This window comes from Qipengyuania sp. SS22 (genome assembly GCF_025736935.1).
In the GTDB taxonomy this organism is placed as follows: Bacteria; Pseudomonadota; Alphaproteobacteria; order Sphingomonadales; family Sphingomonadaceae; genus Qipengyuania.
Genome location: NZ_CP107048.1, coordinates 1,808,913 through 1,833,545, shown reverse-complemented (window position 1 = coordinate 1,833,545; position 24,633 = coordinate 1,808,913). Strand labels below are relative to the sequence as shown.

The following is a 24,633-nucleotide window of genomic DNA, read 5'->3' as shown; positions in this document are numbered from 1 at the left end:
GCCCCTAGGTGGCACGCCGTGGTCGGGCCGTTAGCTCAGTCGGTAGAGCAACTGACTTTTAATCAGTAGGTCGCTGGTTCGAACCCAGCACGGCTCACCACATTGAATTCCGCCCCGAGGCCGGTGCGCCGGCACCCATAGTCCGGAGCCGTCATCCATGAAAACCCGCGCCGCAGTCGCCTTTGCCCCCAAGCAGCCGCTCGAAATTGTCGAGCTGGATCTGGAAGGGCCCAAGGCAGGCGAGGTGCTGGTCGAGATCATGGCCACCGGCATCTGCCACACCGATGCCTACACGCTCGACGGGCTCGATTCCGAAGGCATCTTTCCCAGCGTATTGGGCCATGAAGGCGCGGGCATCGTGCGCGAAGTGGGCGCGGGCGTCACCAGCGTGCAGCCCGGCGATCACGTGATCCCGCTGTACACGCCCGAATGCCGCCAGTGTAAATCGTGTCTCAGCGGCAAGACCAACCTGTGCACGGCCATCAGGGCCACCCAGGGCCAGGGGCTGATGCCCGATGGGACCACCCGCTTTTCCTACAAGGGCGAGCCGGTCTTCCACTACATGGGCTGCTCGACCTTCTCCAATTTCACCGTGCTGCCCGAAATTGCGGTCGCCAAGATCCGCGAAGACGCACCGTTCAAGACCAGCTGCTATATCGGCTGCGGCGTAACCACCGGCGTCGGCGCGGTAACCAACACCGCCAAGGTGCAGGTGGGCGACAATGTCGTCGTGTTCGGCCTCGGCGGGATCGGGCTCAACGTGATCCAGGGCGCCCGGCTTTCGGGTGCGGGCATGATCATCGGCATCGACATCAATTCCGACCGCGAGGAATGGGGCCGCAAGTTCGGCATGACCCATTTCCTCAACACCAAGGGTATGAGCCGCGACGAGGTCGTCGCCAAGTTGGTCGAAATGACCGACGGCGGCGCCGATTACACCTTCGACTGCACGGGCAATACCGAAGTCATGCGGACCGCGCTCGAGGCCTGCCATCGCGGGTGGGGCACCAGCATTGTCATCGGCGTGGCTGAAGCGGGCAAGGAAATCGCCACGCGGCCGTTCCAGCTGGTGACCGGGCGCAACTGGCGCGGCACCGCGTTCGGGGGAGCGCGCGGGCGTACCGACGTACCCAAGATCGTCGATTGGTATATGGACGGCAAGATCGAGATCGACCCGATGATTACCCATGTCCTGTCGCTCGAGGAAATCAACAAGGGCTTCGACCTGATGCATGCAGGGGAAAGCATCCGCAGCGTGGTGGTATACTGATGGCAGACAAGATTTATTCCGATGCCGCAGCGGCGCTCGACGGCGTGCTGCGCGACGATATGCTCATTGCCAGTGGCGGTTTCGGCCTGTGCGGCATTCCCGAGCGCCTGCTGACCGCGATCCGCGACAGCGGAGTGAAGGGGCTGACCTTCGCCAGCAACAATGCAGGCATCGACAATGAAGGCATCGGCATGCTGCTGCGCACGCAGCAGGTGAAGAAGATGATCTCTTCCTATGTCGGCGAGAACAAGGAGTTCGAGCGCCAGTTTCTGTCGGGCGAGCTTGAGGTCGAATTCTGCCCGCAAGGCACGCTGGCCGAACGCATGCGCGCCGGCGGCGCGGGCATTCCCGGCTTCTACACCAAGACCGGTGCCGGCACGCAGGTCGCCGAGGGCAAGGAAGTGAAGAGCTTTGCCAATCGCGACGGACAGATGGAGGACTATATCCTCGAACGCGGCATCTTTGCCGACCTCGCTATCGTCAAGGCGTGGAAGGCGGATGAAACCGGCAACCTCATGTTCCGCAAGACCGCACGCAATTTCAACCAGCCCGCGGCGACCTGCGGCAAGGTCTGCGTGGTCGAGGTCGAAGAGATCGTGCCCACGGGCAGCCTCGATCCCGACTGCATCCACCTGCCGGGCGTCTATGTCCAGCGCATGATCGTGGGCGCGCCGTACGACAAGAAGATCGAATTCGAGACCACTCGCGAAAGGGAGAGCGCCTGATGCCCCAGGAAGCAGCAGGCTGGGACCGCAACCAGATGGCCGCGCGCGCCGCGCAGGAATTGCGCGATGGCTATTACGTCAATCTCGGCATCGGCATTCCCACGCTGGTCGCCAATCACATTCCGCAAGGCATGCATGTCACGCTGCAGAGCGAGAACGGAATGCTCGGCATCGGGCCGTTTCCTTACCCCGACGAGGTCGATGCCGATCTGATCAATGCGGGCAAGCAGACCATCAGCGAACTGCCGCACAGCGCCTATTTCGACAGCGCGGCCAGCTTCGCCATGATCCGCGGCGGACATATCGACCTGACCGTGCTGGGCGCGATGGAAGTGGCCCAGAACGGCGACATCGCCAACTGGATGATCCCGGGCAAGATGATCAAGGGCATGGGCGGCGCGATGGATCTCGTCGCCGGGGTCAAGCAGATCATCGTGGTGATGGATCACACCGCGAAGGACGGCAGCCCCAAGTTCATCCCCGAATGTACGCTGCCGCTGACCGGACAGAACGTGGTCGACATGATCGTGACCAATCTCGCGGTGTTCAAACGGCCCGACCACGGCAGCGCATTCCGCCTGGTCGAACTGGCGCCGGGCGTGACGGTCGAGGAAATCGCCGAGAAGACCACCGCGAAGTACGAGGTGGCACTCTAAACGTGGTGGGGGGTCTCGAGACGGTCGCGGAAAACCGCAGCCACGCTGGCGTACAGGGCGTTTACCGCCATGCCTCCACCAGCACCGGGACCGAGATGACTTTCTCGGTCTTCGTCCCGCCGCATGAAGCAGGCGAGAAATTGCCCGTGCTGTGGTTCCTCTCGGGGCTGACCTGCACGCACGCCAACGTCACCGAGAAGGGCGAATACCGCGCTGCCTGCGCCGAGCACGGGATCATCTTCGTCGCGCCCGACACCTCGCCGCGCGGCGAAGGGGTGCCCGATGACGAAGCCTATGATTTCGGGCAGGGCGCGGGCTTCTATGTCGATGCGACGCAGGCGCCCTGGGCGCAGCATTTCCAGATGCGCAGCTATATCGAACAGGAACTGCCCGCGCTGCTGGCCGAGCATTTCCCCGCGGACATGCAGCGGCAGGCGATCACCGGCCATTCGATGGGCGGCCACGGCGCGCTGACCATCGGCCTGCGCAATCCCGACCGCTTCCGTTCGATCAGCGCCTTCTCGCCGATCGTCAGCCCGCTGAACTGCCCGTGGGGCGACAAGGCGCTGGGCGGCTATCTCGGCGAAGACCGCAGCGACTGGCGCGAATACGATGCCTGCGCGCTGATCGACGACGGAGCGCGCCATGCGAACTTGCTGGTCGACCAGGGGACGGCGGACAATTTCCTCGAGGAACAGCTCAAGACCGATCTGCTGGTCGATGCCTGCAAATCCGCCGACATGCCGGCGGACATCCGCATGCAGGAAGGCTACGACCACTCCTATTACTTCATCTCGAGCTTCATGGCCGAACATGTCGGCTGGCACGCGCGGCATTTGCAGGGCTGAACGCTGGGCGGGATAGATTCGCGCCCGCCATGCGTTGGGGCAGCATGATACTCGACACTCCCTGGCCAGATACAATCGCCCGCGGCGTATTGCTGGCAATTGCCGCCATCATCTGGGTGGTGGTGCTGATCCGCCTCAACGGGCTGCGCTCGCTCTCCAAGATGACCAATTTCGACTTCGTGATGACGATCGCGCTCGGCAGTCTCATTGCGGGCGCGGCGCAGGCGAGCGACTGGAAAGCCTTCGCCCAGGCCATGGTCGCAATGGCGGGCCTGTTCCTCGTCCAGGCGACCTCGGCGCGGCTGCGCAAGACCTCGGATCATGTCGAGGACCTGATGCAGAACGATCCGGTCTTCCTGATGCGCAACGGCAAGTTCTGCGACGATGCGCTGACGCACACGCGCGTTGCCAAGAGCGATCTGGTCGCCAAGCTGCGCGAAGCCAATGTGCTCGATCTAGGACAGGTGCGCGCAGTGGTGCTCGAGACCACCGGCGACGTGTCGGTGCTGCACGGCGACCATCTCGAGGAGACGATCGTCGAGAACGTAAAGCGCGTCTAGCGGCGGTCGAGCCAGCGGGCGAAGGCGACCCCGCCGGTAATCAGAAACGGCACCAGCACCAGGCTCAGTACGACCTTGGCGATGATCTGCCCGATCAACAGGTTGGTGATCGCGAACTGGCCATAGAAGGCGAGCGTGATGAAGATCACCGAATCGATCGCCTGGCTGAGCGCCGATGCGATCGCTCCGCGCGCCATCAGCGACAGCGTCGATGCGCCCTCGGACGAACCGCGCAGGCGCGAGAAGATCCAGACATTGAGCAGCAGCGAGACGATATAGGCGGCCGGTCCCGCCAGCCACACGCGCCATAGCGTCGCATGGACGCGCTCGAACGCGGCGAGGTCGTCCCCGCGGAACTGCGACATCTCGGTCGAGGCGGGGAGCGAAAGGACCAGTTGCATGAGCAGCGAGGCCACCAGCAGCGGGATGAACCCCCACCACACGATCCGGTTGGCCAGCTTCTCGCCATAGAGCTGCGCCATCGTGCTCGAGATCACCACCAGCAGGAGGAAGGCGAAAATGCCCGATTCCACCGCCAGGTCGGTCGGCCACAGCTGCACCTGCTTGAAGGCGAGCACGCCCGCCAGCACCGTCATCCCGCCATAGAGCAGCGTGTAGACGAACTGCCCCAGCGGCATGGCAGCAGCGGCGAGACGGGTCTCGTTGGCGGGTTCGGTCATCACTCGGCCTCGACAAGTTTGGTGGACGGCGAGGCCGTCGGCGGTTCCCGAAAATTGACTATTGCGGCAGCGCGCGCAAGACAGCGGCTGATTTCATCCGCAATTAGTCCTCCCCGAAGGGAACCCGATGTCGCCCATCCTGATCAATCTCGTCGGTATCGTGGCGATCCTGCTGCTCGCCTTTCTGCTGTCGACGGGCAAACGCCGTATCAGCCTGCGCGTGGTCGGCGCGGCCTTCGCGCTGCAGACGCTGATGGCACTGCTGGTGCTGCGGACGCCGTTTGGCGTGCAATTGATCCAGTCGCTGTCCAACGGGGTGATCGCCCTGCTCGACTATTCCAAGGTCGGGATCGAGGCGGTGTTCGGGCCGATGGGAGCCAATCCCTTCACCAACACCTTCGTGATCGCGGCGCTGCCGGTGATCGTGTTCTTCGCCGCGATCGTATCGATCCTGTACCACTGGGGCATCATGCAGCGGCTGGTGCGCTGGGTCGGCGGGGTGATCGGCTGGATCACCGGCATCAGCAAGGTCGAGGCACTGGGGAGCGCGGCCAATATCTTCGTCGGCCAGTCGGAAAGCCCGCTGGTGGTGCGCCCCTATCTTGCCGCGCTGACGCCCAGCCGGCTGTTCACGCTGATGAGCGTGGGCATGGCGGGCGTGGCGGGGACCATCCTTGCCGCCTATGCGAGCTTCATTGGCGCCGAAGCGGTGCCCTTCTTGCTCGCCGCCGCCTTCATGTCCGCGCCCGGCGGCATCCTGATGGCCAAGATCATCATGCCCGACGACGAGAGCGACTTGGCCCGCGATGCCGCGCAAATGTCGGGCGTCGACCCCGAGGGCGAAATCGTCCTGCCCGCCTCGCGCATCAGCGCCGAAGGTCCCGCCGCGCTCACCGAAAGCGGCAAGCCGCATGAAGTCGAAGTCGCCGAGACCTTCGAGGAAGGCCACCGGCCCGCCAATATCATCGAAGCCGCCGCGCAGGGCACGCAGACCGGCGTCAAGCTGGCCGTGGCCGTCGGCGCGATGGTGATGGTCTTCGTCGCGCTGGTCGCGCTCGCTAATGGCATCCTCGGCGGTATCGGCGGCTGGTTCGGCTTTCCCGATGTCAGCTTCCAGCAATTGCTCGGGCTGGTGTTCGCGCCGGTGATGTATCTGATCGGCATTCCGTGGGAGCAGGCCGGTGCCGCGGGCGGGCTGTTCGGGACCAAGATCGTCCTCAACGAATTCGTCGCCTTCATCGAACTGGGCGCGATGGACGCCAGCGTGCTGACCGATCGCAGCCGGGCGATCGTCACCTTCGCGCTCTGCGGCTTCGCCAATTTCAGCTCGATCGCGATCCAGATGGCAGTGACCGGCGGGCTGGCACCCAACCAGCGCCCGGTAATCGCCAAGCTCGGGCTGCGTGCGCTGGCGGCGGGCAGCCTCGCCAATCTGATGAGCGCGGCGCTGGCGGGACTCTTCCTGCCGTATTAAGGGGCGCAGCCATTATGACCGATTCGAATACCGATATCGCGGTCGTGTCGCTGGCACAGCCGCTCGACTCCATTGCCGCCGAACTGGGCCGCAGCTTCGAGGAATACGGCTTCGCCGTGGTTCGCGACCATGGCATTCCGCAGGCGTTGATCGACCGCGCGGAAACGCTGGCGAAACAGTTCTTCGCGCTCCCCGACACGGTGAAGCGCGCCTATCACGTCCCCGGCGGCGGCGGCGCGCGCGGCTATACGCCGTTCGGGACCGAGAAGGCCAAGGACGCCAAGGTCCACGACCTCAAGGAATTCTGGCACGTCGGCCGCGAACTGCCCGAAGGCCATCCGCTCGCCGAATTCATGGCCGACAATGTCTGGCCCGAAGAGATCGAGGGCTTCCGCGACACCTTTTCCGAACTCTATGCGGCATTCGAGACCGCCGGTGGCCGCGCGCTCGAAGGCATCGCGCTCCATCTCGGCCTCGATCGCGACTTTTTCGCGCCCACAGTCGAGGATGGCAATTCGGTGATGCGCCTGCTGCGCTATCCGCCGCTCGAGGGCGAAGAAGCCGAAGGCGCGATTCGCGCTGCCGCGCATGGCGACATCAATACCATCACCCTGCTCCTCGGTGCCGAGGAAGCCGGACTCGAACTGCTTACCAGGCAGGGCGAATGGAAGGCGGTGGCCCCGCCCGAAGGCGCGCTGGTGATCAATGTCGGCGACATGCTCGACCGGCTGACCAACGGCAAGCTGCGCTCGACCACGCATCGGGTGGTCAATCCGCGCGGGGAAGCGGCCTATCGTGCGCGCTACTCGATGCCGTTCTTCCTGCACTTCCGCCCCGACTACGTGATCGAGACGCTGCCCTCGTGCATCGACCCCGAGCATCCCGGGAAGCGGCCCGAGCCGATTTCGAGTCACGAATTCCTGCTTCAGCGCCTCCGCGAGATCAACCTCGCCTGAGACGCTGCCGACCTCAAAAGTAGTTGCATTTATGTACCAGTTCCCGAGAGAATTGGTTTTGTTGCATTTTTGCAACTAGGTTAAGTGGCGGAAATCCAAGCAATTTTTATTGCGCTGCAGCAGAGCGTCTCGCAGGTGCAATACATGTCTTGATCATGTCATAAAAAGATCGCTTTGGCGCAACGTCCTCCCCGCAAAGGGAGCTGGCTTTGACGTACCAGCCTACTTTTAACGAGACGAAGGGATCCTCTCGATGAAGTTCAAATATCTCCTGGCCGCATCGGTGGTCAGCACCGCCAGTGTAATGGTTGCCGCCCCGGCCGCCGCTCAGTCGACCGGTTCGGTCGATTTCGACGACACGGTCATTATCGTTTCCGGCGCACGCGAAACGGGCGTTGGCGGTATCGAAAACCCCAACACCACGAAGGCCAAGCAGGTCCTCGGCGAAGAAATCATCCGCCGCCAGCGCCCCGGCCAGACGGTCAACGACATCGTCAACCTGGTTCCGGGTGTCAGCTTCCAGAACAACGATCCCTGGGGTTCGTCGGGTGGTGGCTTCACCATCCGCGGCTTCGGCGCTGACCGCGTGTCGCAGACGCTCGACGGTCTGCCGCTGAACGATTCGGGCAATTACGCGCTCTACACCAACCAGCAGGTCGACCCCGAAATCCTCGAATCGGTCAGCGTCAACCTCGGCACGACCGACGTCGACAGCCCGACCGCTTCGGCCACCGGCGGCACGATCAACATCCGTACCCGCGAGCCGGGCGATGACTTCGGTCTCGTCGGCACCATCACGGTGGGCGATGTCCTTACCTCGGGTGCCACCGACACGCTTTACAGCCGCGCATTCGGCATGGTCGACACTGGCGACATCACCGGCCTCGGGACCAAGGCTTTCGTTTCGGCCAGCTACACCACCTATGGCGTGCCCTACAATCCGTACGGCCGGATCAACAAGACCCAGCTCAACGGCCGCATCTGGCAGGACCTGGGTTCGAACGGCGACTTCATCGCCGTGTCGGGTCACTGGAACGTCAACCGCAACAACTTCGCCGGTTCGGAAAGCCTCGAGGCGCTGCTCGCCCCGGGTGCGGACGATCGCCGCTTCTCGATCTACGAAGACGGTGGCGAGTACCCCTGCACCGTCGATCCGCGCGTCGTCGCTGGCGGTCCGGGAAGCCCGGGTGATTCCGTCGACTATGACGACCGCAATGGTTGCGGCGCTGCGTTCTATCGGCGCTACAATCCGTCCGATACGGGCAACATCCGCGGTGCTTCGCGGTTCAGCATCACCGACGCGCTGACCTTCACCTTCGATCCGAGCTACCAGTACGTCAAAGCCAATGGCGGCGGACCCGACGATCTTCGTGAATCCTTCTTCACGGTCAACGGTGGGTCCTACACCGGTGCCTTCAACGGCGGGTACTACTTCGGTCGTGACCTCAACGGTGACGGCGATCTCGACGATGAAATCGCCGGTAACGACCCGAGCCACACGCGTACCGACCGCTATGGCGTGGTCGCCAATTTGATCTACGACATCAACGACGATCACCGCGTTCGCGTCGCCTACACTTGGGACCGCGCACGTCACCGTCAGACCGGCCAGATCAGCGCGATGCTTGCCAATGGCGAACCGATCGACGTGTTCCCGATCGATGCCCCGCTGCTCGATGTGAACGGTAACGAGGTCAACAAGCGTGATCGCCTGTCCTATGCGATCCTGCATCAGGTCTCGGGTGAATATCGTGGCCAGTTCGGCGACCTTACCACCGTGCTCGGCCTGCGTGCACCGTTCTTCAAGCGCGAGTTGAACCAGAACTGCTTCACCACTTCGGCAGGCGGTTTCGTGGATTGCCCGGCAGCGGGTCAGGACCTCTCGAACTATGTGAACGAGGCGAATAACGACGATCATGCCGCGCCGCAGTCGCGTACCTACAATTACGACAAGCTGCTGCCGAACGTGGGTCTGACTTACGAATTCACCCCGACCGTTTCGATGTTCGGCAACTACGCCAAGGGTCTTTCGGTACCCGGCACCGACCCGCTCTACGACTCGCTGTATTTCGCCGACGCCGATATCGCGCGGCCGGTTCCCGAAACCACCGACAGCTTCGACCTCGGCCTGCGTTTCCAGAGCGGCAATATCGAGGCACAGATCGGGGCCTACTACACCCGTTACCAGAACCGTCTCGCCGTAGCGTTCGACCCGGAAGCCAATGACGGCGAAGGTGAAAACGTGTTCCGCAACCTGGGCCGGGTCGACAAGTACGGGATCGACGGATCGATCTCCTGGCGTCCGACCTACAACTCGCTGCTCTACGTTTTCGGCTCGTATAACGACTCCGAAATCAAGGACGACGTGCAGGACGGCTTCGATGTCGGCGGTAACCCGGTCTTCCTCCCGACGGGTGGCAAGTCCGAATCGGGTTCCTCGAAGTACTCCTTCGGTGCCCGCGGTCAGGTTTCGTTTGGCGATCTCGAATTCGGTGCGCAGGTCAAGCACACCGGTCCGCGTTACCTGAACGACACCAACCAGCCGATCGACGGCGAACTGCCTGACGGCACGCCGTTCACCTTCGATGCCAAGACGCCGTCTTACACGCTGGTGGATCTCGACGTTCGCTGGACGATCACGGAAAACCCGTTCGGCAAGGACGTCGCTCTGCAGCTGAACGTGACCAACCTGTTCGACGAGTACTACATCGGCTATTTCGGTGGCACGCTCGACGACTTCGGTTTCGCACAGATTGGCGCGCCGCGTGCCGCCAGCCTGTCGCTGATCTTCGGCTACTAAGATAATTGGCATGGGGCTCCGCCCCGTGTGCAGACTACGGGGCGGTCCTCCTTCGGGAGGGCCGCCCTTTTTCCATGCCGCTGGACCCGGTCGGGCGGCTTTGCCATGATCGCACGATGGCTGAACCCGCGACCCGCTATGCGCAAACCAGGAAGCGTCTCAATCCCTGGGTGATCGCGCTGATCGCGCTGATCCACCTCGGCCTGTTCTACCTGCTGGTACGCGCGCTGGCGCCGACCGCAGTCGCCGGGGTCGAACGCTCGGTGGTGTCGGCCTTCACCGTCACGGTCTCCGCGCCCGAGGAAGAACCCGAACCGACCGAACCCGAGCCCGAAGGCGCGCAAGGCGATCCGGGGCGCGAGGCAGTGCCCGATGCGGTTACCGCCCCCGAGCCCGAGCGCCGGATGCGCGAAGATCCGCCGGCGCCGCGCGCATCCTCGACCGGCACCGCCGACACGGCTGGCGCGACCGATCAGGGGCAGGGCACCGGCCGGTCGGGATCGGGCGAGGGTACGGGCAGCGGCGAAGGCGGCGGCGGCCAGGGCGGCGGCGCGGCGACCAAGCCGGTGCTGACGCGCGCGATCACCGATGCGAGCGCCTTCCCGGTACCGCCCGGCGGACGCCAGGCGCGGATCGGCCAGTCGGTGATTGTCAGATTGTCGGTGTCGCCGCAGGGCCGCGCGACGCGCTGCAGCATCTATCGGCCCAGCCCGTTTCCCGAAACCGATGCGGCGGTCTGCCGCTTGGCGCTCGACCAGCTACGCTTCGAACCGGCGCGCGATGCCAGCGGCAATCCGGTCGCGGCGACCTTCCACTACCAGCAGCGCTTCTTCAATTAGCCGCGCTGCGCAGGTGGCTAGTTGTCCCTGTCGTAGCTGCCGATGATCTCGACCAGCTCGTCCTTGCCATAGGGCTTGGTCAGCAGGCCCGATGCGCCCAGTTCCTCCACCCGGTCTTGCATTTCCCCGTAACCCGTCGCCAGCCAGAACGGCACGCCCATCTCTCTGAGCTTGGCGGCTACCGGTTCGCTGTTTTCCTTGCCCAGATTGTAGTCGAGGATGGCCAGTTCGGGCCGGCTCTTTGCCAGCGCGTCGAGCGCCGCTGCGACCGAGCTTTCGATCTGCACCGTCCCGATCCCGATTTCCTTGAGGCAATCCTCGGCATCGAGCGCGATGATCATGCTGTCTTCGACCAGCAGCACACTTTCGGGCAGCTTATCCAACCGGGCGTCCTTTTTCTGCTTGGCCGGCGTACTGCGTTCGCCATCGCGCGAGCGCCATTCGACGTAGCGCGCGGGGATGCAGAACCGGGCTTCGACACCTTCCAGCCGGTAATTGATCTCGGCGGTGCCATCGAGTTCGTAGGGTATCGAGCGTTCGGTAATCGTGCTGCCGAAGCCGCGACGGCTGGGCGGCTTGACCGGCGGCCCCCCGCGTTCGCGCCACTGCGCGCAAAAATTATCCTCGTCATCGCGGCTCACTTCCACCTCGAGCCTGCCCGATGAATCGCTCAGCGAGCCATATTTCGCCGAATTGGTGATCATCTCGTGGATCACGAGCGCCATGACCGTATAGGCCTCGGGCGCGATCATCGCTTCGGGGCCGTGCAGGTCGAGCCGGTCGCGGCTGCTCGCGACATACGCATTGGCCTCGGTCTCGATCAGCTCCGAAAACGGCGCGTGCGACCAATTGCCCTTGGTAATGTTATCATGCGCCGAGGCGAGCGAGGCCACCCGGCCCGCGACGATTTCGACGAAGCTCTCGATATCGCGCGCATCGCCCTTGGACTGGTTGATCAGCCCGCGGATGAGGTTGAGGATATTGCGCACGCGGTGGTTGAGCTCCGCGATCAGCAATTCCTGCTGCTGCTGCGCGCGGGCGCGTTCGGTCACCGCCTCGTCGGTCAGCCGCAGGATGATTTCGAGCAGCGTGACGCGCAGGCTCTCGGCAATCTCGATCTCGGCACGCGACCATTTCTCGGCACGGCCCTCGACGGTTTCGCGCCAGGCCTCGAAGCTCTTGCGCGGGGTCAGCCGGTCGCCATTGGGGCCGGTCTCGACCGGTTTTTCGGGGTTGCCCGCCCAGGTCACGGTCTGGGTGAGCGGCTTGCGCCACAGGATCAGATAATCGCGCGGGGTGCGCGATACCGGGATGACCAGCGCGCCCGTTGCCCGGTCGGCAAACCGGGCAGCGGGCGGCAGGCGTTGGGCAATCGCCTCGGTAGCGAGCAGCTTGCTTGTCGCAGTGCCGTTGAGGCTAGAAACGATCGCGCGGAATTCTTCTTCATTGGGGGCAGACCCGCGCGCGTCGTAAATGTCCTCGACGAAAATGCTCACCCCGTCATGCGGGATGACCTGCTGGATGACCGGCTCGATCATCGGCAGGCTGGAAGATAGCGGCGTCCCCGCGGCGACATCGCGCATCAGCCGGGTGTGAACCTCGCGACCCATCTCGCGCCGATCGGCGCTCTGGCGCGCCAGCGTACGGTCGAGCGTCAGCGAGAAGAACTCGGAGAACAGTTCGGCTGCGGTGCGCTGCGAATAGGGGAGCAGCTTGGGCCCGTAATGGTGGCAGGCGAACAGCCCCCACAGCTTTCCGCCGATAATGATCGAGATCGACAGCGAGGCACCCACGCCCATATTCTTGAGATATTCGATATGGATCGGGGAAACCGCGCGCAGCGTGCTCATGCTGAGGTCGAGCGGTTCGCCATCGAAGGAGACGCCGGGTTCGACCGGGACGGGCTCGGCTTCGACATCGGCGATGATGCGGAAGCGGTTGCGGACATAGAGCGCGCGCGCTTGGTCGGGGATGTCCGATCGGGGGTAGCGCAGGCCGTGGAATTTCTCGAGATCGTCGCGCGCGGCTTCGGCGATGACTTCGCCCGAGAGGTCCTCGCGGAAGCGATAGACCATCACGCGGTCGATCTGCAGCGCCAGCCGCAACTGGCGGGCCGCTTCGTCCACCAGCGACTCCACTTCGGTATGCTTTTCGAGCCGGGTCATGATCGGCCGCAGAATGCTCAGCTGGCGGTTGAGATCGCCCGCCGCATGCGGTTCGATCTCGATCACCGTATTCCCGCCCGAACTGTGCAGCGCGCAATCGAACAGCTCGTCGCTGTCGAACAGCGCGAGACCGAACAGCCGTTCGACCTGGTCGGGCATCGACAGCGCGGCGGCCGAACTGCGCAGCTGCTGCAACGCCTCGCGCGACAACAGCCGCGAGAGACGGTCACCGATCTCGACCGTGCGGCCGGTGCCGAACAGGGCTTCGAGATTGGTCGAACGATGCGCGACGAACCAGTCGGAATTGACGGCGATGAGCGCGCCGAAACCCTGGATCCGGCCGAGCTGGTGGATCGGTTCGCGATCGCAATTGGAAAGATTGACGTCCTGCGGATTCATTTAAGCGGCCTCGCGTGCGAGGCTGTCGGCCACCGTCGCGTTGAAGTGGGAAAAGGTGGCTTGCGCCGCGCGCAATGCGGCGTCGTCCGTGTCGATGGAATGCGGTCGTTCGAGCGCGGGCAGCAGGCTTCGCCAATAAGTCGTCATGCCGCTGTCGGACAGGAAGTCGACCGGCCAGTCCACCTTGTTCTTGACGAGCCGCGCGAGGATTGCGCGATTGCCCAGTGACGAGCCCGCCAGCACCCAGCACACGCCCAGCGCGTCGCTGCCTGCGGGAGGGGCGAAGGTCGGGATGTCTTCGGGAGCTATACGGCCCAATGCGGCGATATCCTGCGCCAGCAGCGTGCTCTGCCGCGGCGGCGGGGTGCCGGTCCCGGCCAGCCAGCACTCGACGCCAACGCGGGCGCGATACTGGATATCGAGAAACGCCGCATAGTCGCGCACGTCGCCTGCCACCAGCGCGCCCAGACGCGTATCGAGCCGGTCGTGGCTCGCTGCAGTTCCGGTCTTGAGATAATTCCTGGTGGAGCCACGCGCCCCATTTGCTACCGGCATTCGCTCGGCCTCGCTTCCCGTCTTGCCCCTGTGCGGAAATCCCATGGCTTCCGCAATCGGATTCCTAATCCGCCCCACCGCAAAGCGCTCCGGAACGCAGATCGTTCCGCAGTTCGGGAAATTTCTCGGGACTGCGCTCGAGATTACTTTGGAGCGATCAATTTCTGGCCCTGCTGGCGGATCGCGCTGGCGACCATCGGCTCGACGAAGGACAGTGCGGGGGGCAGGTTGACCTCGAACACCACCTGATCCTCTTCGATGATCACGCAGCCGTCGACGCCTTGGCCCATGGCCTTGACCGCCAGATCCATCCGGTCCTCGCTGGGCCAGCTGGTGGTGACATCCGCCATGCCGCCGGGGATATACTGGCCGATCTCGTGGCTGTGCGACTGGAGGCGGCGGCGTACCTCTTCCTTGCCGAGACTGTGGGAAATGGGAACGCGCATCAGTTCTTATGCTCCAGTTGGGGGCTGGTCTGCGCCCCTTCGCCGAATTTGTAGTCGAGATAGCGGTGTTTGATCGCGAGATCGTCGAGCGATCCTTCGGCCAGCTGGCGAGTGATCGAATCGATCTCGCCGCTGATCTTGCCGAGACTGTCGGTCAGCTGCTGGTCGGGCGTCGCGCCCGCGCGTTCTTCCTGGCGCAGATGCGCCGGAATCCGCTGATAGCTATCGATCATCTGCGGCAATTGCTCGCCCACCAGGCTGCGTACTTCGCGCGCCTTGGGATGGTTCTGGTCGAGCCCGTCGAGCTGCAACCCCAGCGCATCGAGCTGGACACCCATGTCGCCGACGATCTGCGCGGCGGGCGGGGGCAGGGCGGGGCGCTGCGCCTCGAGCCACAATTCGGTGCGACCCACCATCTGCTGGACATTGCCCTTGTTGATGTCCGCCCGTTTGGGCGTTTTCATCTTGGGGTAATTGGCAAAGACCGCGATCGCGACCACGCTGGCGAGGACCAGTCCCATCACGCCGACAAAGCCGATCCCGTCGAGGACCAGCCCCAGCGCGCCCATGCCCACCCACACGGCAAACAGCGCCAGCGCGATATTGCGGATTTTCTTGGTGAAATGGGTGCGCTTGGCACTGGCCGAACCCTGACCGATCGAGGGCGCGCGGCGGTGGCGGCCACCTTCGCGGTTGTCGCGCACGAGCGCCTTGCTCTCGGACAATATACGGTCGCTGTCGCGGGTGAGGTCGTTCACGGTGCCGCCCTCAGCCCTCGATGCTCAACAGGCTGCTTTCGGCAACCTGCTTCTGTGCCTGCGACTGGCCTTCGGCGCGGGCGATATAGCCCTTCGACTTCTCGACCTCGTCGGTCAGCAGCGTCACGGTCTGCTTCATGCTGTCGAGCGCGCGCAGCTTGAAGCTGTCGACCTCGTCCATCGTGTCGTAGATATTCTGGAAGGCGCGTTGCAGCGTTTCCAGCGGGATCGTGCTGGCGGCGGCCTGCTCGTGGATCTTGCCGGTCTGGTCGCGCAGCAGCGTGCTGGTGCTGTCGATGATGCCCGCAGTGGTTTCATTGAGCGCGGTGATCTGGCCCAGCACGAGGCGCTGGTTGGTCATCGCCTCGGCCACGGTCACTGCGGTGCGCAGCGCGCCGACAGTCGTGGTGCTGGCGCGGTCGACGCCCTTCACCAGCTCGACATTGTTCTTCTTCACCAGGTCGAGCGCGAGATAGCCCTGCACGCTCACCGCCATCTGGGTGAGCAAATCCTGCGTGCGCTGGCGGACATAGAACAGCGCGGTTTCGCGCACCGCCTTGGCCTTGGCCGGATCAGTCGCGTCGAGTTCGGCGGCCTTTTCCTCCAGCTTCGCATCGAGCGAGTTGGAGATGTGGATCATCTGTTCCAGATTGCCCATCGCCTCCCACAGCTTCTGCCGTTCGACGTCGATCGCGGCATTGTCCATGATCAGCTCGTCCTTGCCGCTCGACAGATTGTTGAGGATCGACTGGATATGCGTCTGCGCGCTCTGGTAGCTGCGGAAGTAATTGGTCAGCTTGTTGCCGAAGGGAATGATCCCGAGGATCTTGCGCGGGCCCGACAGCTTGCCGCGCTTGCCGGGATCGAGATCCTCGACCACGCGGCGCAATTCGGAAAGATTGGCGCCGACGCCTTCATCCTTGTCCATCGCGCGCACCGGGCGGTCGAGAAAGCGGTTCGACATGCCCGCCGCGGCCATGATTTCCTTGCGGCCCATATTGGTCAGCTGGTCGACCTTCTTGCCGAATTCGGGCGAATTGGCGTCTTCCGCGATCAGGTCGGCGACGAAGCCGTCGACCTTGGTCTGCAGCTTGCTTTTCACCTCTTCCGAGACGGGTACGAGACCGGCGGCCTTTTCGGGCGCAACCTCGGGCACCGGATCGGGCGGCGTCAGGTCGAACGCGGTGTCGGTGGCGGTCTGCGTTTTCGTTTCGCTCATGGGCGCGGGTCTCTCCAAGCGTCTATGATCCTGTATTAGGGTGGCAATACACGATCTTCAAGCGCGCAGTCGCGCGGCGCGGCGATAGTGCCGCGCCGATGGCGGCAAGCGCAAGGCAATTCTGTCGGTTATAGGGCCCGCAGAAGACCGCGTTCTCGCAGGTGTCAGGCGGCGAGGTCGAGCGGGACGATTTCGCCCGCAAGATACTGCTTTTTCGCCTTGGCGCGGCTGAGCTTGCCCGAACTCGTGCGCGGCAGGGTGCGCGGCGGGACGAGTTCGACCACGCAGCTCATCCCGGTCACGCCGCGGACCTTGTCGGCGATCTGGTCGCGCAGCTTGATGCGTTCCTCGGGATCGGAGACGCGGCAATGGACCAGCACCGCAGGCGTTTCCTCGCCATTGTCGGTATCGACCGAGAAGGCGGCGATGTCGCCGTGGTTGAAGCCCGGCAATTGCTCCACCGCCCATTCGATGTCCTGCGGCCACAGGTTCTTGCCGTTGATGATGATCATGTCCTTGGCGCGGCCGACGATGAACAGATAGCCATCGGCCATGTAGCCCATGTCGCCCGTGTCGAGCCAGACGTCCCCATTGCCCTTGGCGACGAGGCAGTCGGTGGTCGCCTCCTCGTTGCGGAAATAGGAATGCATCACGCTCTTGCCGCGGCACCAGACCTTGCCGATCTGGTGGTCGCCCTTGACCGCATCGTTCTCACCGCGGATTTCGACCTCCATGCCCGGGATCGGTTTGCCGCAATTGACGATGGCGCGGTACCGCGCCGGTTTCGACAGGTCGCGCGGGCGCCCCGACAGGCGTTCTTCCTCGACCAGTTCGACGCGGATGCCTTCGCCCGGTGGCATGACGGTCACTGCCAGCGTGGCTTCGGCAAGCCCGTAGCTGGGATTGAAGCTGTTGGCCTGGAAACCGGCGTCGGCAAAGGCGTTGACGAAATTCTGCATGACGTCGGGCCGGATCATGTCGGCCCCGTTGCCCGCCACGCGCCAGCGCGACAGGTCGAAGCGGTCGGCGACCTGGCTCTGGCTGGAGATACGGCGGGCGCAGATATCGTAACCGAAAGTCGGCGAATAGCTGAGCGTGGTGCCCTGGTTGCGGCTGATCAAATCGAGCCAGGCCAGCGGGCGGCGCGCGAAATGTTCGGTGCGCAGGTAATCGACCGAGACCTGGTTGGCGACCAGCGACAGGAAGCAGCCGACCAGCCCCATGTCGTGATACCACGGCAGCCAGCTGACCACGCGGTCGTTCATGCCGATTTCCATCGATTCGGCATGACCGCGCAGATTGTGCAGCAGCGCCTCATGCGTGACCGCGACCCCGGTCGGGAAGCGGGTCGAGCCCGAGGAATACTGCAGGTAGCAAATGTCTGCGGGCTGCGCTTCGGGCAGATCGACGGGCGGGGCCGGGCGCTGCGCGAAATCGTCCCAGCTTTCGCCGCCGCAACCTTGCCGGTCGGCCGCAGCTTTCGCCATTTCGGCGATTTCGCCGGGATAGATGAGAATTGTCGGGTCGGCGCTCTTCAACTGGACCGAAAGCTGCTCGATATAGCTTTCCTTGCCGCCGAAAGTCGTCGGCAGCGGCAGCGGCACGGGCCAGGCGCCCATCAGCGTGCAGGCGCAGAACAGCGCGGCGAACTGCGGACTGGTCTCGGCCACCAGCGCGACGCGGTCTTCCTTTTCGATCCCCATCGCCACGAGCCGGTGGGCCGCTTCGAGCGCGTCCTCGCGCATCTGCGCATAGGGATAGACGCGTTCGAGCGTTCCGCGCATGTCGTGGAAATTGAGGCCCTTATCGCTGCGCGCAGCGTATTCGATAGCCTCGTTGAAGGTCGCGAAATCGGAACGGCGACGCGGCAGGTCGCAATCGTTCGGCGTCGGCGTCAGTACGGCGTCGGTCATAATTATCGGCGATACCCGTGAATAGCTGGGGCCTTGCGGCTTCCCTCATTGCTTGATGTCTCACACGATCTGGAAGATCGCGCGCTCTCCCATGTTTCCCAATCTTAAAGGAGTGTGGCAGGAATATGGCCGATGGATGATGAACGCGCAACATCGGGCCGCGCTCGCCGCCGGGCAAAACCGCTTGATCGCACGCGGCTGGAGGAGCTCGCGGTCTCCTATGTCGCGCGATTTGCGACCAGCGCGGGCAAGCTGCGCGCCTATTTGCAGCGCAAGCTGCGCGAACGCGGCTTCACCGAAGACGAAGAGCCCGATCTCGATAGGCTGATCGCGAAATTCGTCGACCGGGGCTATGTCGACGACGAAGCCTATGGCCGCGCCAAGGCGAGCGACCTGGTGGCGCGCGGTTATGGCGCGCGGCGGGTGGACCAGGCGCTGCGGACCGCCGGGATCGACGAAGACCTGCGCCATGCGCTCGAACCCGAAGAGGCGCAAAAGCGCCAGGCGGCGGTGGTACTGGCACGCAAGCGGGGCTTCGGGCCATTCGGGCAGCAGTCAGACTTGGGGCCCGAAGAAGCGCGCAAGCTACGGGAAAAGCGGCTTGCCGCATTGGTGCGCGCGGGCCATGATTTCGACATAGCACGGCGCATCGTCGAGGCGCGCACGGTCGAGGAGCTTGAGGGATGGGTCGCAGAAGCACGGGACGAGGAGCAGTGAAGCGCCTGGCCGCGATGGCGGGGCTGGCCGCGCTGCTGGCCTGTTCACCCCAGACGCAGGCCGAATCGTCCGCAGAGTCCGCTGGTGCGAGCGCCGCGACGGCGACGACGCACCCGATCTCGGGGCTCAAGGTGATCCCGCTGACCGTGACGACCGAAAAAAATGGCCAGATCGCGATTGCGGCGGAACTGGCCGATACGCCCGAAGCACAGACGCGCGGGCTGATGTTCCGCACCGAGCTTGGCGATCAGGAAGGGATGATCTTCCCCTATGACGGGAGCACGGCGCAAAGCTTCTGGATGAAGAACACCCCGCTCCCGCTCGATATCATCTACATCGGCCCGGATGGGCGCATCAGCAATATCGCCGCGATGACCCAGCCTTATTCGCTCGAACCGGTCTATTCGGTCGGGCCCGTGCTCGGCGTGCTCGAACTGCGCGGTGGCCGGGCGGCAGAACTGGGCATCGCCCCGGGCGATCTGGTCGAATGGTAGCGATCGTCCGCCGCAGGACGCCCAAGTGCGCCGATGCGCACGGCGGCGCTTGAGGCCCGGCAAATAAACGGCTAATCGCGCGGCCATGAACATCCTCGGCAAGATTTTTACCTGGTGGGACGGCGCCACGATCGGCACGCTCCTGTGGTCGTCGCGCAATGGCGAGCAGGTTGGCACCGACGCGCAGGGCAACAGCTATTACCGCTCGAAGAAAAAGACCGGTGACGGCCGCGAACGACGCTGGGTGATCTATCAGGGTGCCAATGATGCCAGCCGCGTGCCGAGCGAATGGCACGGCTGGCTGCACGGCTCTTTCGACGACGTACCCGAGAGCAATCTGCCCGCGGCGCGGATCTGGGAAACCGATTACACGCCCAATGCTACAGGCACCGCGACTGCCTATCGCCCCGCGGGCGCGCTCGAGCGGGGTGGACAACGCGCCCGCGCGACGGGCGATTACGAAGCCTGGTCGCCCGAGGCGTGACGATGCGCGGGGCGCTTGCCCTCCTAGCCACGGCGGTGCTGGTCGCGGCCTGTGACCAGCAAGCGGACGCGCCCGCCGATGCGACCGCGACCGCGATTCCCGAGGACTTGCAGCAAGGCGAGCTGCCCGCTCGCCCCGCCGCCGAAGCGGGGCTGGGCACGCCGATGGCAGAACGGGTCGCCACACTCGGCCTGCTCAACAAGCGCAACAATGTCAGCCAGGACCTCGAACTGCGCCCCGGCGAGCAGCAGCGGGTCGGCGATGTGATCGTCCGCCTGCAGGCCTGCGAGCGCACCGCGCCGTGGGAAATGCCCAAGGAAACGGGCGGTTTCGTGCAGGTGCTGGTCAAGGAACGCGGGACAGAGGACAATTTCCGCAAGGTCTTTTCGGGCTGGCTGTTCAAGAACTCGCCCAGCCTCAACGTGGTCGAACACCCGATCTACGATGTGTGGATCAAGGACTGCGTGATGGATTTTCCGGGTGAGGAAGACGCGCCGAATCGCGCGACGACATCGGGCAGTTCGTCCGCCGGATAACCGTCCAGCCGGGCCATCATCTGCATATATTGCGCTTGGCTGACCGCCACTGCGCCCATCGTGGCCAGGTGGTCGGTCATGAACTGGCAGTCGAGCAGCGCATAGCCCGCCTCGCGCATCGCCGCGACCAGCCACGCCAGCGCCACCTTGCTGGCATCGGGCGTGCGGCTGAACATGCTTTCGCCGCAGAACACCCGGTCGAAACCGACGCCATATAGCCCGCCGACCAGCGCGCCGCCCTGCCAGCATTCGATCGAATGCGCATGGCCCGCCACATTCAGCGCGTTGTAGCTGGCTTCTATCCGGTGGCTGATCCAGCTTTCGGCGTGCTCTTCGCGCGGAGCCGCGCATTCGGCGATGACACCGGCAAAATCGGCATTGCAGGTCACGCGGAAGCGATCCTGCCGCAGCGTCTTCTTCAGGCTCTTCGACACGCGGAAGCCATCGAGCGGGATAATCGCGCGTTCGCGCGGCTCGACCCAATAGACTTCGGGATCGCTGCGATGGTCGGCCATCGGGAAGATTCCGCCGCGATAGGCACGCAGCAGCAATTCGACCGGGATCCGGGATGTGGCGGGGGCATGCATTGCGGTCCCTGTTATCACTTCCGCGCGTCGGGCGATATGCACCTTGCCAAGTGCGGTCGGCCCTACTAATGCGCCCCCTTCCTGCAGGGGTGTAGCTCAGCTGGTAGAGCATCGGTCTCCAAAACCGAGGGCCACGGGTTCGAATCCTGTCACCCCTGCCATTTCTTCTTCGATGACTTGTCGTTGCCGCAAGCGCGGCCTATCGCGCGGCAGATGACAGAAGACGAAAAGCGCCGGCGCGGTATCGAAGATCGCAAGTTCTATGCCGCCAAACAGGAAGCCCGGTTCGAAAAGCAGGGCCTCGAATCGCAGACCCCGCAGACCGAGCACCCCAGCTACAAGCTCGCGTTCCAGGACAAGGATTTCCTGCTGCGCGAGGAATTGCGCCCGGTGCGCTTCCAGCTCGAACTGCTCAAGCCCGAAATGGTCCTCGACGAGGCCGGCGTCGGCTCGACGCTGGTGATGTATGGCAGTGCGCGGATCCCGCCTCCCGAAGCTGCCGATACGGCGCTCGAAGGCGCGAAGGACCTGCCCGATGAAGAACGCGCAATCGTCGAGCGGCTGGTGGCCAAGTCGAAATATTACGGCGAAGCGCGCAAGCTGGCCAAGATGGCGACCGAGAAATCGATCATCGAAAACGGCAAGCGCCAGTTCGTCGTCTGCTCGGGTGGGGGCCCGTCGATCATGGAAGCCGCCAATCGCGGGGCCAGCGAGGCGGGGGGCGAGTCGATCGGCCTCAACATCATCCTGCCGCACGAACAGGCGCCCAACCAGTATGTGACGCCGTACCTGTCGCTCAACTTCCATTATTTCGCGCTGCGCAAAATGCACTTCCTGCTGCGCGCCCGTGCGGTCGCAGTGTTCCCCGGCGGCTTCGGCACGTTCGACGAATTCTTCGAACTGTTGACCCTGATTCAGACCGGCAAGATGAAACCCATCCCGATCCTGCTGTTCGGCAAGGAATTCTGGTCGCGCGTGGTCAATTTCGAAGCGATCGCCGAAGAAGGCACGATCTCGAAGAAGGACCTCGATCTGTTCCGCTGGTGCGAAACCGCCGAAGACGCATGGGAATATCTGTGCGACTTCTACGATTTGGGCTGCTGATCGCGCTCGCTGCGGTTGCGCACCGCGTGATGGCCCAGCGGGCCTGAGCCCTCGCCAAAGCCCGGCGCCTGCTCGATCGCGGCATGGGTAAAGGCGCGCGCGATACGGATTGCATGGGTGAGCGGCTGGCGATAGCCGAGCATGGTCGCCAGCGCGGCGGACAACGTACACCCCGTGCCATGCGTGTGCCGCGTTTCGATCCGCGAATGCGCGAAGCTGGCGTATTTGCCGCTGGGTGAGGCGATCCGGTCGACCACCTGCGTTTCGTCGCCTGCATGCCCGCCCTTGGCCAGCACCTGGATCCCGTGCCGGTCGGCAAGCTCCTTCGCCGCCTCGAACATGTCCTCGTCCGCGATGGCCGTGCGGCCGGTCAGGACCTCGAGCTCGGGCAGGTTGGGAGTGACGATGGTCGCGATTTCCATCAGCGCGGCGAAACCGGCGATCGTCGCCTCGTCCGCCAGCACCGAGCCGCTGGTTGCGACCATGACCGGATCGAAGACGATGGGGCCGGCAAATGTGTCGAGCCGCTGGGCCAGCAGCCGCGCGGTCTCGGGCGATCCCAGCATGCCGATCTTGATCGCGTCGGCACCGATATCGGACAGGCAGCTTTCGACCTGCTCAAGCACGAATTGCGGCGACAGCGCCTCCACCCCTTGTACGCCGAGGGTGTTCTGCGCCGTCACCGCGGTGATCGCGGTCATCGCATACCCGCCCAGCATGGTGATCGTCTTGATATCCGCCTGGATGCCCGCGCCGCCCGAACTGTCGGAGCCGGCGATCGAGAGGATACGCGGGGTCATGGCGTCGCTCACCCGGCGAACTTCCGTTTCGTGCCCGGCGGGAATTTCTCGTGCAATTGCTTCGCGCGGGTCGGGCGGTCCATCAACTCGCCGCCGCAATTGGGGCAGACATCGTCGAGCGCTTCGGCGCATTCGGTGCAGAAGGTGCATTCGAAGCTGCAGATGAACGCACCGGCGTTTTCGGCCGGAAGGTCGGTCCCGCAGCGTTCGCAATCGGGGCGCATTTCGAGCATCAGGCGGCGTCTTTCACAGCGGCACAAATCCGGTCAACCACGGCCTCGACCTGGCCTGCATCGTCACCCTCGGCCATGACCCGGATGACCGGCTCGGTCCCCGAGGGGCGAATAACGAGGCGGCCCTTGCCCGCAAGCTCCTGCTCGGCCTCGGCAATGACCTGCTTGACCGTGTCGCTCTCGAGCGGGGTGCCGCCGGCATAGCGCACATTCTTGAGCACTTGCGGGACCGGGTCGAAGACATGCAGCAATTCGCTGGCGGGCTTGCCCGACCGGACCAGGCTCGCGAGCACGCGCAGCGCGGCAACCGTGCCATCGCCGGTGGTGCCGTGATCGGTCAGGATCATATGACCCGATTGCTCGCCGCCGACATTGAAGCCGCCTTCGCGCATCCGCTCGAGAACGTAACGATCGCCGACTTTCGTTCGCTCGAGCGTCAGGCCGAGGCTAGCCAGGTAGCGTTCGAGCCCCAGGTTCGACATCACCGTGGCAACCACGCCGCCGCCGGTCAGGTCGCCGCGTGCGTGCAGGCGGCTGGCGATCAGGCCCATCAGCTGGTCGCCATCGACCGCCTCGCCCTGCTCGTCGATCACGATCAGCCGGTCGGCATCGCCATCGAGCGCGATGCCGATGTCGGCGCCTTCTTCGACCACGCGGGCCTTGATCGCATCGAGCGCGGTCGACCCGACGCCGTCGTTGATATTGATGCCATCGGGCGCGACGCCCATGGCGATGACCTCCGCACCCAATTCCCAGATTGCGCTTGGGGCGACCTGATAGGCCGCGCCATGCGCGCAATCGACCACCACCTTCAGCCCGTCGAAGCGGATGTCGCTTGCGACCGACTGTTTCACCGCGTGGATATAGCGGCCACGCGCATCCTCGATCCGGCGCGCGCGCCCGATCCGGTCGGGCTCGACCAGCAGCGGTTCCTGTTCGAGCAGGCGTTCGATCGAGGCTTCGGTCTCGTCCGACAGCTTGAACCCGTCGGGGCCAAACAGCTTGATGCCATTATCCTCGAACGGGTTGTGGCTGGCGGAAATCATCACGCCCAAGTCGGCGCGCATCTCGCGTGTCAGCAGCGCGATGGCCGGGGTGGGCAGCGGCCCGGTCATGATCACGTCCATGCCGACACTGGTGAAGCCCGCCACCAGGGCGCTTTCCATCATATAACCCGACAGGCGCGTGTCCTTGCCGATCACCACGCGGTGGCGGTGCTCGCCGCGCAGGAAATGCGTCCCCGCCGCCTGGCCGACCCGCATCGCGGTGGCCGCGGTCATCACACCACTGTTGGTGCGTCCGCGAATTCCGTCCGTCCCGAAGAACTTGCGCGCCATAGATCGATGAACTCCCTTGTGTCGCGGCCCCAATGGCGCGAATGTGCGCACAATAAAAGACCGTTCGCCCCCCTTTTC

25 protein-coding genes and 2 tRNA genes are annotated in these 24,633 nt (G+C 64.2%); 16 read left to right on the top strand and 11 right to left on the bottom strand.

Annotated features, from left to right (window positions below; translation table 11 throughout):
- Positions 1-24 precede the first annotated feature (24 nt).
- The 6 genes from N6L26_RS09060 to N6L26_RS09035 all read left to right on the top strand — a co-directional run bounded on the left by N6L26_RS09060 (position 25) and on the right by N6L26_RS09035 (position 4,059).
- Positions 25-100, top strand: a tRNA-Lys gene (locus tag N6L26_RS09060).
- Between the two features lie 57 nt (positions 101-157).
- Positions 158-1,270 (top strand): S-(hydroxymethyl)glutathione dehydrogenase/class III alcohol dehydrogenase, encoded by a 1,113-nt coding sequence (locus tag N6L26_RS09055; RefSeq protein WP_263605268.1) that lies wholly within the window; start codon positions 158-160, stop codon positions 1,268-1,270.
- Complete coding sequence (locus N6L26_RS09050) at positions 1,270-1,995, top strand: CoA transferase subunit A (protein ID WP_263605267.1); 726 nt, start codon at positions 1,270-1,272, stop codon at positions 1,993-1,995. The genes N6L26_RS09055 and N6L26_RS09050 overlap by 1 nt, the downstream gene beginning before the upstream one ends.
- On the top strand, positions 1,995-2,651 hold the full coding sequence (locus tag N6L26_RS09045) for a CoA transferase subunit B (protein ID WP_263605266.1): 657 nt from the start codon (positions 1,995-1,997) through the stop codon (positions 2,649-2,651). Before N6L26_RS09050 ends, N6L26_RS09045 begins: the two co-directional genes overlap by 1 nt.
- Positions 2,652-2,653: 2 nt before the next feature.
- Complete coding sequence (fghA, locus tag N6L26_RS09040; RefSeq protein ID WP_263605265.1) at positions 2,654-3,499, top strand: S-formylglutathione hydrolase; 846 nt, start codon at positions 2,654-2,656, stop codon at positions 3,497-3,499.
- Between the two features lie 44 nt (positions 3,500-3,543).
- Positions 3,544-4,059, top strand: coding sequence for a DUF421 domain-containing protein (locus N6L26_RS09035; protein ID WP_263605264.1), 516 nt, complete (start codon positions 3,544-3,546; stop codon positions 4,057-4,059).
- Here the strand turns inward: N6L26_RS09035 and N6L26_RS09030 are convergent.
- On the bottom strand, positions 4,056-4,739 hold the full coding sequence (locus N6L26_RS09030) for a queuosine precursor transporter (protein ID WP_263605263.1): 684 nt from the start codon (positions 4,737-4,739) through the stop codon (positions 4,056-4,058). The genes N6L26_RS09035 and N6L26_RS09030 overlap by 4 nt on opposite strands.
- 127 nt (positions 4,740-4,866) lie before the next feature.
- Here N6L26_RS09030 and N6L26_RS09025 point away from each other — a divergent pair, with 127 nt between their 5' ends.
- The 4 genes from N6L26_RS09025 to N6L26_RS09010 all read left to right on the top strand — a co-directional run bounded on the left by N6L26_RS09025 (position 4,867) and on the right by N6L26_RS09010 (position 10,808).
- Positions 4,867-6,213 (top strand): NupC/NupG family nucleoside CNT transporter, encoded by a 1,347-nt coding sequence (locus N6L26_RS09025; RefSeq protein ID WP_263605262.1) that lies wholly within the window; start codon positions 4,867-4,869, stop codon positions 6,211-6,213.
- Positions 6,214-6,227: 14 nt separating this feature from the next.
- Positions 6,228-7,169: an isopenicillin N synthase family dioxygenase gene (locus N6L26_RS09020; RefSeq protein WP_263605261.1), complete on the top strand. Its 942-nt coding sequence runs from the start codon at positions 6,228-6,230 to the stop codon at positions 7,167-7,169.
- A gap of 253 nt (positions 7,170-7,422) precedes the next feature.
- Positions 7,423-9,969, top strand: coding sequence for a TonB-dependent receptor (locus tag N6L26_RS09015; protein ID WP_263605260.1), 2,547 nt, complete (start codon positions 7,423-7,425; stop codon positions 9,967-9,969).
- A gap of 116 nt (positions 9,970-10,085) precedes the next feature.
- Entirely contained in the window at positions 10,086-10,808 is a 723-nt protein-coding gene (locus N6L26_RS09010) for an energy transducer TonB (protein ID WP_263605259.1), read from the top strand.
- A gap of 17 nt (positions 10,809-10,825) precedes the next feature.
- On the opposite strand, the gene N6L26_RS09005 is transcribed toward N6L26_RS09010, so the two are convergent.
- From N6L26_RS09005 to N6L26_RS08980, 6 genes are all read right to left on the bottom strand, one after another.
- Positions 10,826-13,372, bottom strand: coding sequence for an HWE histidine kinase domain-containing protein (locus tag N6L26_RS09005; protein ID WP_263605258.1), 2,547 nt, complete (start codon positions 13,370-13,372; stop codon positions 10,826-10,828).
- Positions 13,373-13,927: a biliverdin-producing heme oxygenase gene (locus tag N6L26_RS09000; RefSeq protein WP_263605257.1), complete on the bottom strand. Its 555-nt coding sequence runs from the start codon at positions 13,925-13,927 to the stop codon at positions 13,373-13,375.
- A 143-nt stretch (positions 13,928-14,070) separates the two neighbouring features.
- A complete protein-coding gene (locus N6L26_RS08995; protein WP_263605256.1) occupies positions 14,071-14,373 on the bottom strand; it encodes a polyhydroxyalkanoic acid system family protein in 303 nt (100 codons plus the stop codon).
- Positions 14,373-15,131 carry a hypothetical protein gene (locus N6L26_RS08990; protein WP_263605255.1) on the bottom strand — a complete coding sequence of 253 codons (759 nt, stop codon included), beginning with the start codon at positions 15,129-15,131 and terminating at the stop codon, positions 14,373-14,375. The genes N6L26_RS08995 and N6L26_RS08990 overlap by 1 nt, the downstream gene beginning before the upstream one ends.
- Positions 15,132-15,141: 10 nt before the next feature.
- Positions 15,142-16,350: a toxic anion resistance protein gene (locus N6L26_RS08985; RefSeq protein ID WP_263605254.1), complete on the bottom strand. Its 1,209-nt coding sequence runs from the start codon at positions 16,348-16,350 to the stop codon at positions 15,142-15,144.
- Positions 16,351-16,514: 164 nt separating this feature from the next.
- On the bottom strand, positions 16,515-18,263 hold the full coding sequence (locus tag N6L26_RS08980; protein ID WP_263605253.1) for a fatty acyl-AMP ligase: 1,749 nt from the start codon (positions 18,261-18,263) through the stop codon (positions 16,515-16,517).
- A gap of 132 nt (positions 18,264-18,395) precedes the next feature.
- Between N6L26_RS08980 and N6L26_RS08975 the strand changes: the two genes are divergently transcribed.
- From N6L26_RS08975 to N6L26_RS08960, 4 genes are all read left to right on the top strand, one after another.
- A complete protein-coding gene (locus N6L26_RS08975) occupies positions 18,396-18,980 on the top strand; it encodes a regulatory protein RecX (protein ID WP_263605252.1) in 585 nt (194 codons plus the stop codon).
- On the top strand, positions 18,977-19,474 hold the full coding sequence (locus N6L26_RS08970; protein ID WP_263605251.1) for a DUF192 domain-containing protein: 498 nt from the start codon (positions 18,977-18,979) through the stop codon (positions 19,472-19,474). The genes N6L26_RS08975 and N6L26_RS08970 overlap by 4 nt, the downstream gene beginning before the upstream one ends.
- An 85-nt stretch (positions 19,475-19,559) precedes the next feature.
- On the top strand, positions 19,560-19,958 hold the full coding sequence (locus N6L26_RS08965; RefSeq protein ID WP_263605250.1) for an NADH:ubiquinone oxidoreductase subunit NDUFA12: 399 nt from the start codon (positions 19,560-19,562) through the stop codon (positions 19,956-19,958).
- A gap of 2 nt (positions 19,959-19,960) precedes the next feature.
- Positions 19,961-20,494, top strand: coding sequence for a DUF2155 domain-containing protein (locus N6L26_RS08960; RefSeq protein WP_263605249.1), 534 nt, complete (start codon positions 19,961-19,963; stop codon positions 20,492-20,494).
- Here the strand turns inward: N6L26_RS08960 and aat are convergent.
- Positions 20,398-21,081 (bottom strand): leucyl/phenylalanyl-tRNA--protein transferase, encoded by a 684-nt coding sequence (gene aat / locus N6L26_RS08955; protein ID WP_263605248.1) that lies wholly within the window; start codon positions 21,079-21,081, stop codon positions 20,398-20,400. The two genes, N6L26_RS08960 and aat, sit on opposite strands and share 97 nt — an antisense overlap.
- A gap of 85 nt (positions 21,082-21,166) precedes the next feature.
- Between aat and N6L26_RS08950 the strand changes: the two genes are divergently transcribed.
- A tRNA-Trp gene (locus tag N6L26_RS08950) sits at positions 21,167-21,242 on the top strand.
- Between the two features lie 52 nt (positions 21,243-21,294).
- Complete coding sequence (locus tag N6L26_RS08945) at positions 21,295-22,185, top strand: LOG family protein (RefSeq protein ID WP_263605247.1); 891 nt, start codon at positions 21,295-21,297, stop codon at positions 22,183-22,185.
- Here N6L26_RS08945 and thiD read toward each other — a convergent pair.
- Genes thiD through glmM form a run of 3 tightly spaced genes read right to left on the bottom strand, consistent with a single transcriptional unit; the run spans position 22,167 to position 24,555 of the window.
- Positions 22,167-22,985 carry a bifunctional hydroxymethylpyrimidine kinase/phosphomethylpyrimidine kinase gene (gene thiD / locus N6L26_RS08940; RefSeq protein WP_263607281.1) on the bottom strand — a complete coding sequence of 273 codons (819 nt, stop codon included), beginning with the start codon at positions 22,983-22,985 and terminating at the stop codon, positions 22,167-22,169. The genes N6L26_RS08945 and thiD overlap by 19 nt on opposite strands.
- An 8-nt stretch (positions 22,986-22,993) precedes the next feature.
- Positions 22,994-23,218, bottom strand: a complete 225-nt coding sequence (locus tag N6L26_RS08935; RefSeq protein ID WP_263605246.1) for a DUF1272 domain-containing protein — start codon at positions 23,216-23,218, stop codon at positions 22,994-22,996.
- Positions 23,218-24,555, bottom strand: a complete 1,338-nt coding sequence (gene glmM / locus N6L26_RS08930) for a phosphoglucosamine mutase (protein ID WP_263605245.1) — start codon at positions 24,553-24,555, stop codon at positions 23,218-23,220. Before glmM ends, N6L26_RS08935 begins: the two co-directional genes overlap by 1 nt.
- Positions 24,556-24,633 lie beyond the last annotated feature (78 nt).